At 61.0% G+C, this 12611-nt stretch carries 11 protein-coding genes; all 11 read right to left on the bottom strand.

All coding sequences use genetic code 11. From position 1 onward, the window contains the following. Positions 1-18: 18 nt before the first annotated feature. The 11 genes from DBZ45_RS11050 to DBZ45_RS11000 all read right to left on the bottom strand — a co-directional run bounded on the left by DBZ45_RS11050 (position 19) and on the right by DBZ45_RS11000 (position 12493). On the bottom strand, positions 19-633 hold the full coding sequence (locus DBZ45_RS11050) for a TetR/AcrR family transcriptional regulator (protein WP_111903945.1): 615 nt from the start codon (positions 631-633) through the stop codon (positions 19-21). Between the two features lie 248 nt (positions 634-881). Then, positions 882-1628, bottom strand: coding sequence for an SDR family oxidoreductase (locus tag DBZ45_RS11045; protein WP_111903944.1), 747 nt, complete (start codon positions 1626-1628; stop codon positions 882-884). Further along, complete coding sequence (npdG, locus tag DBZ45_RS11040; protein WP_111903943.1) at positions 1615-2316, bottom strand: NADPH-dependent F420 reductase; 702 nt, start codon at positions 2314-2316, stop codon at positions 1615-1617. The genes DBZ45_RS11045 and npdG overlap by 14 nt, the downstream gene beginning before the upstream one ends. A 123-nt stretch (positions 2317-2439) precedes the next feature. After that, positions 2440-3297, bottom strand: a complete 858-nt coding sequence (locus DBZ45_RS11035; RefSeq protein ID WP_111903942.1) for an LLM class F420-dependent oxidoreductase — start codon at positions 3295-3297, stop codon at positions 2440-2442. A 36-nt stretch (positions 3298-3333) separates the two neighbouring features. Beyond that, entirely contained in the window at positions 3334-3690 is a 357-nt protein-coding gene (locus tag DBZ45_RS11030) for an EthD family reductase (protein WP_111903941.1), read from the bottom strand. Positions 3691-3765: 75 nt separating this feature from the next. After that, complete coding sequence (locus DBZ45_RS11025; RefSeq protein WP_223257022.1) at positions 3766-4803, bottom strand: ABC transporter permease; 1038 nt, start codon at positions 4801-4803, stop codon at positions 3766-3768. A gap of 4 nt (positions 4804-4807) precedes the next feature. Then, positions 4808-7360 carry an ATP-binding cassette domain-containing protein gene (locus tag DBZ45_RS11020; protein WP_111903940.1) on the bottom strand — a complete coding sequence of 851 codons (2553 nt, stop codon included), beginning with the start codon at positions 7358-7360 and terminating at the stop codon, positions 4808-4810. 32 nt (positions 7361-7392) lie between these two features. Beyond that, positions 7393-8529 carry a substrate-binding domain-containing protein gene (locus DBZ45_RS11015; RefSeq protein WP_111903939.1) on the bottom strand — a complete coding sequence of 379 codons (1137 nt, stop codon included), beginning with the start codon at positions 8527-8529 and terminating at the stop codon, positions 7393-7395. Positions 8530-8617: 88 nt separating this feature from the next. Then, positions 8618-9145, bottom strand: coding sequence for a nuclear transport factor 2 family protein (locus DBZ45_RS11010; RefSeq protein WP_111903938.1), 528 nt, complete (start codon positions 9143-9145; stop codon positions 8618-8620). Between the two features lie 761 nt (positions 9146-9906). Beyond that, positions 9907-11391: an aldehyde dehydrogenase family protein gene (locus DBZ45_RS11005; protein WP_111903937.1), complete on the bottom strand. Its 1485-nt coding sequence runs from the start codon at positions 11389-11391 to the stop codon at positions 9907-9909. A 49-nt stretch (positions 11392-11440) separates the two neighbouring features. After that, complete coding sequence (locus DBZ45_RS11000; RefSeq protein ID WP_111903936.1) at positions 11441-12493, bottom strand: zinc-dependent alcohol dehydrogenase family protein; 1053 nt, start codon at positions 12491-12493, stop codon at positions 11441-11443. Between the last annotated feature and the right edge of the window lie 118 nt (positions 12494-12611).

Below are 12611 nucleotides of genomic sequence, written 5' to 3'. Positions count from 1 at the left end.
AGGATGGCTGAATTGCTGTTAGTGCCGCTCGTCTACCCTGGCGTCGGCGTCGGGGACGTTGAGTTCGCGGAGGGCCAGTTTGGTGTAGATGGCGACGATCTCATCCAGGCTCATCCGACCTCCTGGTTTGAACCAACTGGCAATGTGGGTGGCCTGCGCGACAAAACTGTAGACGTGGATTTTGGCGTCGATGACGTCGGCGAGTCCTGCTCGGCCCGCGTCTTCGATCAGCTCCTGTAGGAACAGTTCATATTCGTGGCGCTTTTCGATAACGACATCACGGGCACCGTTCGAAAGCGAACGCAGCTCGGTGTTGCCGATAAACACTTCTTGGGCGCGTTCGGCATGAAAGGTCAGATGGGCAGCCAGCGCCGCCTGGAGTCTGTCGACCGCGTCCCCGTCTATCTTGACGGCACTGCGGGCAGTGTCCAACAGATCATCAATGATCCCGCCCATGATCTGCAGCAGGAGATGTTCCTTACTGTCAATGTGGTTGTAGAGACTGCCCACCATTACCCCAACAGCAGACGCCACCTGCCGCAGGCTCGTCGCGTCGTATCCGCGTTCAAAAAAAAGCTTTGCAGCTTCCTCGCGGATAGCCTGCGCAGTACTGCGTTCTGCCGTTGCAACCATTTACGTCACCTATCGTTTCGTCGATGCCCCAAGTTTAACCGCACGGACATTCGTTTGCTGAGTATCAGTGAAATTACACGCTTTTGGGCCTTCCCTGAGGAGGCCGAAGCCTACTTCGGGACAAGACCGGTGGTCGGCGTCGCCTGTGCCGGCCCGTCTCCTGGCAACTGTTCCGCAACACCGGCTTCTTGAACCCGCGCAGCCGGGTCTCTTCACGATGAGAGCCCGGCTGCGGTTCCTGCGGGTGGTTACTCGGCCTTCGCGATGGCCGGCAGTCCTGTTGTTTCGCCCCCGTCGGCCACGAACTCGCTGCCGGTTGAGAATGAGCTCTCTTCGCTGGCAAGGAAAACCACGAGGTTGCTGATTTCCTCAGCATCACCGGCGCGGCCTTGAGGCACATGGCTGAAGTCCATGTAGAGCCCGTCGATCATCTGGGTCTTGATGTTCCCAGGGTGTATCGAGTTCACGCGCACACCATGAGGTGCGAGCTCGATGGCTGCATTCTTTGTCAGGCCGCGAAGGCCCCATTTGGAAGATCCGTAGGCAGTAAACCCGGCAAAGCCTTTGAGTCCCGCCGTGGAGGAAATGTTGACGACAGCCGACGGTGCAGAGCGTTTCAGCTCCTGGGCAGCCGCGCGGATTCCCTTGAACGCTCCTGTGAGGTTGATGCCCAGCACGAGATCCCATTCCTCGTCGGAGCATTGCTCGACCCCGCTGTGCCGCAGCACACCCGCGTTGTTAACGAGGACATTCAATCCCCCGAATTCCCGCACGGCCAACGCCACCGCTTCCTCCCAGTCGGCGCTGCTGCGGACATCGAGGTGCACGAACCGGGCGCGCAGGCCCAGTGAATCAGCAAAAACTTTGCCGCGTTCGTCATCCACGTCGCCAATCACTACACTGCCACCGTGCTCGATGATGGCTCGTGCGTGGCTGGCACCCATGCCCTGGGCGGCGCCGCTGATGAGTGCGACCTTGCCCTCAAGCCTGGGCATGGGCCACCTCCTCGACGTTGGTCAGGCCAATCCCGGCGTGAGTTTTATACCTGCGGTTGACGGCGATCAGGTTGGCCGTCAGACCTTCAACGGCATGTGCAGTGCGCAGCTTGCCTGCGAAAATACCGCGCATCCCGGGAATCAGGCGCACCAAGTCCTGCACCTTCTTGGTGCTTTCGGCATCGTCGCCCAGAACCATGACATCAGTGTCAACCGTTTCTGCCGTAACGTCGGAAAGCAACACCGAGGAGACGTGGTGGAAAGCTGCGACCACACGTGAATCGGGAAGGAGAACCTGTGCCTGCTGCGCCGCGCTGCCTTCCTCGACCGGCGGCGCATATGCCCCGCCCTTGTCAAAGACCAAGGGGTTGACGACGTCGATGACGATCTTTCCCGGAACGCCATCACGGATTTGTTCCAGTGTTTCCCGATGGGCGTCCCAAGGCACGGCCACGACCACCACATCTGCGTTGGCCGCGCATTCTTCCAAGCCGGCTCCGGTAAGGGAATGTGCTGTCGGAATGGCGCTGCTGATTCTCGCCGCTGCCTCTGCGGCACGTTCTTCATTACGGGAGCCAATGGTGACTGTGAGGCCTGCAGCGGCCCATCGATAGGCGAGGCCACCGCCCAGGGCGCCTGTTCCGCCGAGAATTCCAATCGAAGGCAGAGAGTCGTTGTCGGGTTGCATGATGATCCTTGGAGCTCGTTGAGACGGTATAGGGGATCCCGTCATTGGCCGCATGCGGAGGTGGAATCCGCAAGCGGTCAATGACGGGATCAGGGTTAGCCTTGCTGTGCTAACGAGAGAGCATTATTGCTGGAATTCCTGCATGGCCTTCGCGGCGGTCTCCAGGTTCTGGAACGCCTGACTGGGATCCGAGGGGTCAATCCAGAGAACAGCCCTTTCAATTCCCTGCTCGGCGTATCTTTCCAGCACCTTCGGATCTGGTGGTGCGGACGCGACCGCTACCCGCATGGTCTTCGGATCGCGTCCGGATTCTTCCACGATCTCCCAGAACTTCGGGAGAGTCTTTTCCAGCGTCGGGTCGTCCGGCGGCGGGACGATGTAGAGGCCGTCGGCCCATTCGGCGGCGTGCTTGAAGGTAGTGGGGCCGGCGCCTCCGATGAACACGGCCGGGCCGCCTGTCTGCTGCGGCTTGGGCCATGACCAGCTCGGGGCGAGGTGAATGTGTTTGCCTTCGTAGCTGGCTTCGTCCTCGGTCCATAGGGCCCGCATGGCGGCGACCTTTTCCTTGACGATGCTGAACCGCTGCTTCCAGATGACCCCGTGTGCTTCGGCTTCATCGGCGTTCCAGCCGAGGCCGACGGCGACGGTAAGGCGTCCTCCGGACAGGTAGTCGAGGGTCGCCAGCTGCTTGGCTTTGGAGATGGGGTCATGCTGGGCGATCAGGCATGCACCGGTGCCGATGTTCAGCTTGGTGGTGGCGGCGATGTAGGAAAGTGTGACCACCTGGTCGTACGTGCGCAGGTAGAAGTTGGGAAGCTCCCCTCCCCCGTATGCGGCAGGGTACGGGGTCTTCCTCGAGGTAGGAAAGTGAGTGTGCTCAGGCACGTACAGGGACTCGAAGCCGTAGGCTTCCATCTCCTGTGCGAACTTCACCGGATCCGGGCCTTCGTCCGTGAAGAAATAAACTCCACCAATATCCATTGATCTCAGGTCTTTCTGTTCAAAAGTGGAAGGGGTTTAGTCGTTGTCGACGACGACATAGTCGTTCAGCACGATCACGGAGTGCTTGCCCAGGAAGTTAGGGACATCGGCCAGTGCGGCCTGCCCGGCTTCCGTGGCCCAGCCCTGTTCCATTGCTTCCTGGCTTTCGTATTCGAGAATGGCGATGCCATCGATGCCAAAGTCGTTGTCCGGTTCACCGTTCCCGGCGTCCGGAACGATGTGGCGCTGGACGTACCGTGTTACACCGGGGACCTTGGAGGCCAGGGGCGCGTGGGTATCCCGCCAGTAGGTGCAGAACTGGTCGAAGGACATTCCGGGTTTGCGGCCCAGAAGGGCCATGGTCTTAACCGGGCGGACGTTGTTGTCGGGCATGGGTTTCCTTTCGTTTGTAACCTGGGGTGCATGGCGGCCGGTGGCCGCCGGATACGTGGGCCCCAAGGAGGCTGGCTAGGCGGGCTGTTTTCGTTTCGGCCGTGACGGGGCCAGACGTCCCAACACGGACTTTCCCTGGACCGATTGAAGCCCCACGGCCACCGCGATGACGGCCGCCTGAATGAGGAGCTGGGTGGACGAAGGTGCGCCCAGCGACAGAACCAGCTGGGTCAGCTGGCTGAGGAAGAGCGCCCCGATCGCTGTGCCCAGGATCTTGCCCCGGCCACCGTTAAGTGCTGTTCCACCGACTACCACGGCGGCAATTGCCGGCAGGAGGTACTGGTTTCCGACGTTGGTGTTCGGCGTGCTGATGTAACCGGCAAGAAGGACGCCGGCACCGCTGTAGCAGAGGGCAGCCGCAACATAGCCACTGACTTTTAGGCTGACTACCCGCACGCCGGCGATCTTGGCGGCCGATTCGTTGGCACCGACCGCGACAAGGCGCCTGCCCCAGACAGTGCGTTTCGTGGCAAGTGCCACCACAACGACCAAGAGAACTGAGAGCCACACGGTGTTTGACACTCCGAAGGTCTTATCGAGAGCGAAGTCGGATACGGACTGGGGCGCGCGGGTGGGGGTACCCCCTGAGTAGGCCAGGGCGGCTCCCAGCAGCAGGGCGTTCATGGCCAGCGTCGCGACCAGCGGCGTGACAGAGAACACTGCTATGACCAAGCCGTTGACCAGACCGACGGCGACGGCGATGAGGGCGACAACGGCCAGTGCGAGCGGGACGTTGTCGGAGTTCTTTGCTGCGAACTGTGTACTGACCAGTGCCCCCATCGTCATCATGCCGGGAACTGAGAGGTCGATGCCTTTGAGCATCACCACCAGTGTCTGCCCGATGGCGGTGATGGCGAGGATGGCTGCGAATGGCAGCAGTGAGTCTATGGAGCTTCTGGAGACGCTTCCGGGGGCGATGAGCCAGCTGAGGAGGAACAGTCCGACGGTGGCAATGAGGATAGGTGAGCGGGTGAGTTGCCCGGCGACGGAGCGTGCTGCTTCGCCGGACGTCCGGCGTGATGTGGCCGGGTCGTTGCTGATGGTGATGGTCATGGTTCTACATCCGTTCCGAAAGGGAGCGTGTCTTTGAGTAGAAGGCCGCGGCAGCGAGCGTAAGTCCGCCTATGAACCACTGCTGCCAGTACATTTGCAGGCCCAGGAACTGCACCACGGTGTTGGCCTGGATCACCAGGATTGCCCCCATGATGGCGCCGAGAAATGATCCGCGGCCACCGAAAATGCTTGCACCGCCCAGGACGACGGCTCCGATGCTCGCCAGGGTATAGCTGTCGCCGATGCTGGCATTACCGGTTCCGGCCTGTGCCATGAGCAGCAGAGAGGCGGGAACGACCAGGACTGAGCATCCGACGTATGCTGCCAGCACCACGAGGTTGGACTTCACACCGACTTTTTTTGCCGTCGCCGGGTTCGAGCCGACGGCGCGGAGCCGGACACCGAAGAGGGACTTGTGCAGGGTGACCTCAAGTCCGAGCGCAACAGCGATTGCTCCTGCCAGCATCCAGGGAAGGAAACCGAAGGAGGACGTGACCATGTCCGTGAAATTTGGATCCATGCGGCCGCCGGGAAGCGGCCGCAGCAGGTAGGCGAAGCCTTGGAGGGCTGTGAAGGTGACGAGAGTGGCGATGAGGGGGGTGATCTTCACTATCGTGGTCAGGAACCAGTTGATGACCCCGACGGCGACCGCCGCGAGCGTGACTATCAGGATGCCAATGGCGATGCCAACAGGTGACCGGAATTCTGACAATACGAAGGACCCTAGGACCACGAGGAACCCGGCCAGAGGACCGACCGACAGGTCTATCGCCCCGACCATCATGACCAGCTGTTGGGCAATCGCGAAGAACGCGAGGATGGCAACCAGCGGCAGGACCAGGCCGAAGTTGCGCGGCGTGAGATAGAAGCTGCTTTGGGAGGAGGCCACGATTCCGAGGACGATGGTGGCCACCAGGAGCACGCCACCGGGCATCAGGTCGTTCTCTGCCAGCTGTCGCTTCCACTTCTTCTCCGGCCGAGACGCCTCAGTTGAGACTGCACGGTGCTGGCTGGCAGTGAGTGCGGCCTCGGTGATCCGACGCTCAGAAACCTCCTCACCGGTCAGTTCCTTTGCGGCCTGGCCTCGGGAAAAGACGATGACACGGTCACACAGCTCTTCCAGCTCGGCGGCCGAGGAGGAAAGGACAATGATGGACGCCCCGCCCGCTGCTGCAGTACGGAGGATCTGATAGATCTCGCCACGGGCTCCGACGTCGACTCCCTGGGTCGGCTCGTCAGCCAAGAGGACAGGAGAGCCGCCCAGAAGGACACGGCTGAGGACGACCTTCTGCTGGTTTCCTCCTGACAGCGTATCGATATCCACTTCAGCCGAGGGCGCCTTGACGCGCAGGGCGGCAAACTGTTGGATCACCGTCTTCTGTTCCTGCCGGGAGCTCACCGCTCCTGCCTTGGCGAACTGTGCGATGGAGCCGATGGATGCGTTTTCCCTAAGACTGAGCCGTGAGAAGATGCCTTCGTTGTGCCGGTCATGTGGCAGGTAAACAATCCCATCGCGCATGGCGGTGGTCGTGCTTCCCAGCCTGACGTCGCCGCCGTTGATGGTGACCGACCCCTTGGTCCGTGACAGTCCCGCCAAGGCCCTCAGCGCATCGCGCTGGCCTTGGCCTTCGATGCCGGCGAAACCTACGATTTCGCCTTTCCGGACCTCCAGGTTGAGGTGGGAGAAGCCGTGTCCGCTGAGCTCGTTGATTTTCAGCTGCACGGGCGCGGCTGGATCGAGGGTAGTGGTTCGTGCAGCTTCACGGGACTTCTGATGCCCGACGACGAGGTCGACGATGTCCTGTTCGGACATGTCGGCGGCGGGGAAGGTCCCCTCCAGGGCTCCGTCACGAAGAACAGAAATCGTGTTTGCGATCTTCTTGACTTCGTTAATCTTGTGCGAGATGTAGACGACGGCCCCGCCTCGCCGGACGACGGCGTCAATGAGGTGGAAGAGTTCCTCGACCGCGGCCGGAAGGAGATGCTCCGTCGGTTCGTCCAGGACGATGACCTTGGGATCCTCCGCCATGGCCCGGGCGATCTCCACCACGAAGCGGGCGTCCGGCTTGAGGCTACCTACGAGGGACCGCGGATCAATCGAGGCGACGTTTTTCCAGCCCTCGAGTATCCCTTCGGCCCACCGGTCCTGATCGCGCACTGCGGGGCGGAGTGCCTTGGGCATTCCCAGCCGCATGTTCTCCGCCACCGTCAGATGGGGAAGGAGCGCAGGCTCCTGGTAGACGATGGCCAATCCCTGTTCACGGCTCCACTGTGGTGTCGGGGAGTCGGTGCTCGCCCCGCAGATCTGAACAGAACCCTGTTCGGGCAGAACAGCGCCGGCTGCGACGCCGACAAGGGTGGACTTGCCGGCGCCGTTCTCACCGACCAGAGCGTGGACCTCGCCCCGACGGACGTCGAGGGAGACATTTTTAAGGGCATGGACGCCGGGGTAGCGCTTGTCGACGCCCTCCAGCCGGAGGACTGTCTGTGTGTCGTCCAGGGTGCCGGCAGGCTCTGCCTGGACGAGCCCTTGGGGATCCTGGTGGATCACTGTCATCTCCTTGTGCGCAGTTCCGTGAACAGAGGAAGTCACTGGAAGACTGCCTTCAACTTCTCGGGTGAAAGAGCGGAGGACAGATCAGCGTCCGGCGGCAGGTCCTTGTTGCAGGTCGGAAGCTTTCCGTTGGCGGTGTCGACGAAGGTGGTCAGCTTGAAGAGTTCCGGTTCGTTGTCCGGCAACTTGTTCAACGCGGCGAGTGCCTTGCGGCCGGCGATGCGGACCACCGTGGTGGTGCCGTCAAGGGTCAGGAGCTGGAACTTGGGGTTCTTGTCTTTCTGCTCCAGCCAGAAGCAACCGAGCTCGTTATCCGTCGCGGAGGTTGCCAGCGGGGGAATGGAGCGGTTTGCGTTGACCATAGCGCGGAGACCGCCCAGGTCAGCGACGCCATAGTCGGAGGCCCAGCCATCGATCTTGTCGAACTTCGTCAGCACACCGGACATCGCACGCTGCATGAACGCGGGGTCCCAGCTTGAAGCAATCGGGTCAGGTGTTGCCAATTTGAAGGCGTTGGTTTGTTCGTTGGTCGCTTGGATGCCTTTGAGGAGCTCCACGGTTGATGGGCTGCCGCTGGGAAGTCCGCCGGTGAAGATGACGTTTCCGCCGGCCGGGACCTGTTTGGCCAGCCATTTGGCCATGGTGTCACCTTCGGTCTTGAAGTCGTATGCCACGTAACCGTCGTAGTCGGTGCCGACCTTGCCGCCCGGGTCGGCGATGTACGGAACGACGACAACGCCGGCCTTCTTGGCGTTGGTGAGGGCGCTGAGCGCCTGGCTGCCGAAGTCGTCATAGGTGACGATGGCGTCGTAGCCCTGAGCGCTGTAGGAGTTGATTGCGGTGATGTACTTTTGCAGGTCGCCGTCGGCCTGGGAGTAGTCCACAGTCACGTTCTTGCAGGCAGAGAGCTCGTCCTTGAGCTCGGCTTCGGTGATCTTCCGCCAGGAGTTGGCGCCGAACCCTGCCACGTGGGCGATCTTGATCGGCTTGTCACCGCAGAGTTGGTCAACGGGAAGCGGTGCGCCTCCGGATTTCGCCGCTGCAGCAGCTGCTCCCTCGCCGCCCGGAGCGGCCGAATTAGGGCCTTCGACCGTGCAGCCGGTGAAGAGCAGTGCTGTCAGGACTGCGGCGGCGGCCGAAAGGGTCCGCCGGGAAGTTAGCGAGCATTTCATGGTGTTTCCTTAGAGGGAGAAGCTGAGGGGCCCGAAGGGGCACTCTGTGGTTCGAAGTCATGCGCCGGCCGGCGCTAAGCGGGGACGGTTAGTCCCGGAACTGCTGCTCGGCCCAGCCTTTGTCCCAGTTGGAGACCTGGTGGGTGCGCCCGATCAGCTCTTCGAAGAACCAACGGCCGTCGCGTTTGACGAACTTGTCGGAGTAGGTGACGGTGAGGACGACGGCGTCCTTCTTGTCGGGGTTATTGGTCTGCTCGATGGTGCACAGGCACAGCAGGTAGAACGTCCCTGTTGCGGTCTCTCCGTCATCGGAGACGGAAATATTGGGCGCCATGACGAAATGCAGGGCCCATGAGATCCGCTCGGAGAGAGCTGCAAAGTGATTCTTGATGGCGTCGCGCCCGGTCAGGGTGGCGCCCTCTCCATCGACGATCCACCGGCCATCCTCCACGAAGAGGCGGGCGATGCCGTCCGGGTTGTAGGAGTCGTCGCAGTAGCCCGCGTATGTGTACTTGAGCTTCTCGATTGCCTGGACATCCTCGAGTCGCGTAAGCCGCCGGCTCAGGTCCTCAAGAGTGGCGTTGGTACTGCGGTCTTCATTAGTTTCAATAGACATTTTGGGCCTCTTCTGTCGCAGACGTAAAACCGTCCGGGGCTGCTCCATTGCGCCTCATACGCTTCGTGGGGCAATTCGGCAGGCTGCTCAATACGAACATACACTAGTTTGCTGTGACGGGCGCCACTTTGTCAACAAATTCCTGATTGCTAACAACTCCCGCTATTTCGGCGGTGAAAATTTATCTGCAGGAGATGAAAATGCCCCCAAGAGAACCGGGGGCGGTGCTGTTGAGGGCATGAGGGAAAATCCGGTATTAAGAGTGTCAGAGCACTACCCGCAGCCAAGGGGACAGCGCTCCTGGCGCTGCCGGGCCACGATCGGAACTACGGGGCTGGCGCGGACTTTTCCAAGGCGCGCTCAGGGATTGGCGCCCGGGCGGGACGCAGGTCTGTGCACTCCGAGGCCTGAAGAGCGCCGACCGCGGAGTCTAGAGCCCGAAGCAATGTTTCGGCCGCACCCCTAGGCTCACGGCGTAGGCGTGCGGTTGCTTAGTTAATTAGAAATGTTCGTCGATAAACGGACGGGTGTGAAATCGTTGGCGAACACGCTGCCGCGGTCTTTCTGCAAAAGCATTCTCCTCGCTTTTCGCCGTGTCGTTTTCACCGTGACGGGGTTAATGCCGGGTTTTTTACAGATATATGGGCAGGATCAAATTACCCATTCAAGCAGTGGTGATGCATGCTTTCCGGCGTGAGCCGTCCAGGCCCTTCCACCGGTTTCTGGCTGGCCGGCCCACTGAGGGCCGGCCAGCCAAGCGGCTAGTCGCCGGTGATGGTTTCAGTTCCGGTTGCAGCGCTGGGAGACAGCGGGTTCGTGAGGATTCCGCGCATCACAATGCTCTTGATCTGAGTGAGTTCCTCAAGCGTGTACAGGAAGCCTTCGCGTCCGATGCCGCTCTTCTTGTACCCGCCAAAGGCACTTCCGTCGGGACGGTAGCAGTTGCCGCCGTTGATGGAAACCATGCCCGTCTGCATGCGGCTGGCAGCGTAATAGGCTTTGTGGAAGTCGGTCGAGAAGACCGCACCGCCGAGCCCGAATGAGGAGGCATTGGAAATTTCAAGGGCTTCCTCGATGCCTCGGAAGGGCAGAACGGAGAACACCGGGCCGAAGATTTCATCGTCGGTTGCAATCCCGACTTCCCTGGTGATTTCAAGGATGGTGGGCTCGACGAATGCCCCGTCCCGCTTGCCACCAAGGTGAATAGTGGCGCCTTCAGACACGGCCTGCTGGATCTGGTTCTCAACGTCCTTCGCCGCACGCTCGTTGATGAGCGGGCCGATCTCGGTCGAGGGATCGGTCGGGTCCCCTGATTTCTTGCCCTGCACCTGATCCGTAAGCTTTGCAAGGAACTCGCTGTAACGTGATTCCTCGACCAGAATCCTCTTCGTGGCCACGCAGACCTGCCCGTTGCCGTATAGGCGGCCGATGGCGGCGTGCTGGACCGCAAGGTCGATGTCGGCGTCCTCGCAAACGATGAACGCATCGTTGCCGTTGAGCTCAAGGAAGGTGCGGACGACGTTACGCGCCGTGTTTTCCGCAATCATTTCTCCGACCCTCGTGCTGCCGGTAAAGCTCAGTCCGTTGATCAGTGCGCTGCGAGACAGGTAGTCGCCAGTCACCGATCCGGATCCCGTCACAATCTGCAGCGTCTTGCCCGGCACGCCGGCTTCAAGAAGCATTTCGGTCATCCGGATGCAGGTGAGGGAGTCATCCTGCGGGGGCTTGACGATAACAGCGTTTCCGCCGGCGAGGGCGGCGCCAACTTTCTGTGCGTAAAGTTCAGCCGGAAAGTTGAAGGCAAGGATGGCGGCAATAACGCCCAAGGGCTCGCGCTTGGTAATGAGGAGATCCCCCTCAAGCCCGGGCTGGATATCCAACGGGATGGACTGACCAAAGATCCGCTTGGACTCCTCGGCGAATCCCTCAAAGATTCGCGCGGCTGTTTCCAGCTCGTTCCGGGAATGGGCGAGGATCTTACCGCTCTCACCGGCCAGCAGGACCGCAAGCTCATCGATGTTTTCGCGCAGTGTCGCCACGAACCTTGTCAGGACGGATGAGCGCTGGTGGGCAGGTGTCTCAGCCCAGATCTTTGCGCCCTCCTGCGCGTGTTCCAAGGCCTCCTGGATGTCTTCCGCGGTGGCAGAGGGGATCGTATCGATGACTTCATTGGTGGCGACATTCAGTGTTTCGGAGATGGCGCCATTGCGGGCGTCGCGCTTTTCCCCATTGATAAGCATCTTCATTTCAGGAGCCTTTCAGCTGTTCAGGAGAGTGGTGACGTTGGCTGGTGTGCTACCAGCGGTTGAGGACACTGATGCCGCTGCCTTTGAATTCACCCATGGAGGCGATAATGCTCCCGGCTTCGTCAAGTCCTACTCGGTTGGTGATCATGCTGCCCGGGTTCAGGATGCCGCGCTCGACCATGCGCATCATGTCGGGGTAGCGGGAGACCGGCATGTTGGCTGACCCGACGATCGACAGTTCCTGAAGGACGATGCTGTCGATGGGCAGGGCAATCATGCCCTTTTCTTCCTTGGATGTCAGGCCGACCTGCAGGAGGCGGCCGCGCTTGCGGAGGCTATTGACCGCGGCCTGGCAGGTGATGGAGATCCCGAGGGCGTCCACGGCTACGTGGGCTCCGCCCTTGGTAAGCTCCCGGATTGCCGCGACCGGGTCTTCGTTCCGCCCGTTGACGGTTGCCACTGCACCGAGCGACTTTGCCAGCGCGAGGGAGTCCTCGTTGATGTCCACGGCGATGACGTTGGCCCCCATGGCAGCGGCGATGTGGATTGCCGAGAGGCCCAGCCCGCCGCAGCCGTGAACCGATACCCATTCGCCAGGCTTGACGCTGACCTGGTCCACGATGCCGTGGAAGGCGGTCATGAACCTGCATCCCAGGCCGGCGGCCGCGTCAAAGTCAACGTTCTCGGGCAGACGGACGAGGTTGCGGTCGGCGTCCGGAACCTCGACGAAGCGGCCATAGCCGCCCCAGTAGTTGGTGCCGGCGAACGAGACGTTTTCACAGATGTTGTTATGCCCTGCGAGGCAGTACTCGCAGTGCCCACAACCGTGAGCGTGGGGTACGACGACGCGGTCACCCTTCTTGTAACGCGAAACTTCGGATCCCACCTCTTCAATGACGCCGGCGAACTCGTGGCCCATCACGTGGGGCAGTTCCAGCTTCAGGCCCAGCCAGTCCCAGTCGCCCATCCAGAGGTGCCAGTCACTGCGACAGATCCCATTCGCTTCGACCCGGATCAGCGCGCCCTTGGCTGTCAGGTCCGGCTCCGGCACCTCCAGAACTTCAAGATCCTTGCCGAACTCCGTCAGTACTAAAGCCTTCATTTTTTCTCCATCCGTGGCCGAGCAGCAGCCAGTCATCCTTGACTAAATCGAGTACGAACAATCGCTCGTTCTTGCTTCCTCAATGTTACCCATGTCTCACTCGGTGTCAATCATCTTC

It is taken from the genome of Arthrobacter globiformis, from assembly GCF_003261175.1.
Classification (GTDB): Bacteria; Actinomycetota; Actinomycetes; order Actinomycetales; family Micrococcaceae; genus Arthrobacter; species Arthrobacter globiformis_A.
This window is presented reverse-complemented; position numbering and strand designations above follow the sequence as displayed.

Coding starts and splice junctions, on each gene's coding strand:
- DBZ45_RS11050 (WP_111903945.1), bottom strand. CDS start 633: ATGGTTGCAACGGCAGAACGCAGTACTGCGCAGGCTATCCGCGAGGAA.
- DBZ45_RS11045 (WP_111903944.1), bottom strand. CDS start 1,628: ATGCCCAGGCTTGAGGGCAAGGTCGCACTCATCAGCGGCGCCGCCCAG.
- npdG (WP_111903943.1), bottom strand. CDS start 2,316: ATGCAACCCGACAACGACTCTCTGCCTTCGATTGGAATTCTCGGCGGA.
- DBZ45_RS11035 (WP_111903942.1), bottom strand. CDS start 3,297: ATGGATATTGGTGGAGTTTATTTCTTCACGGACGAAGGCCCGGATCCG.
- DBZ45_RS11030 (WP_111903941.1), bottom strand. CDS start 3,690: ATGCCCGACAACAACGTCCGCCCGGTTAAGACCATGGCCCTTCTGGGC.
- DBZ45_RS11025 (WP_223257022.1), bottom strand. CDS start 4,803: ATGACCATCACCATCAGCAACGACCCGGCCACATCACGCCGGACGTCC.
- DBZ45_RS11020 (WP_111903940.1), bottom strand. CDS start 7,360: ATGACAGTGATCCACCAGGATCCCCAAGGGCTCGTCCAGGCAGAGCCT.
- DBZ45_RS11015 (WP_111903939.1), bottom strand. CDS start 8,529: ATGAAATGCTCGCTAACTTCCCGGCGGACCCTTTCGGCCGCCGCCGCA.
- DBZ45_RS11010 (WP_111903938.1), bottom strand. CDS start 9,145: ATGTCTATTGAAACTAATGAAGACCGCAGTACCAACGCCACTCTTGAG.
- DBZ45_RS11005 (WP_111903937.1), bottom strand. CDS start 11,391: ATGAAGATGCTTATCAATGGGGAAAAGCGCGACGCCCGCAATGGCGCC.
- DBZ45_RS11000 (WP_111903936.1), bottom strand. CDS start 12,493: ATGAAGGCTTTAGTACTGACGGAGTTCGGCAAGGATCTTGAAGTTCTG.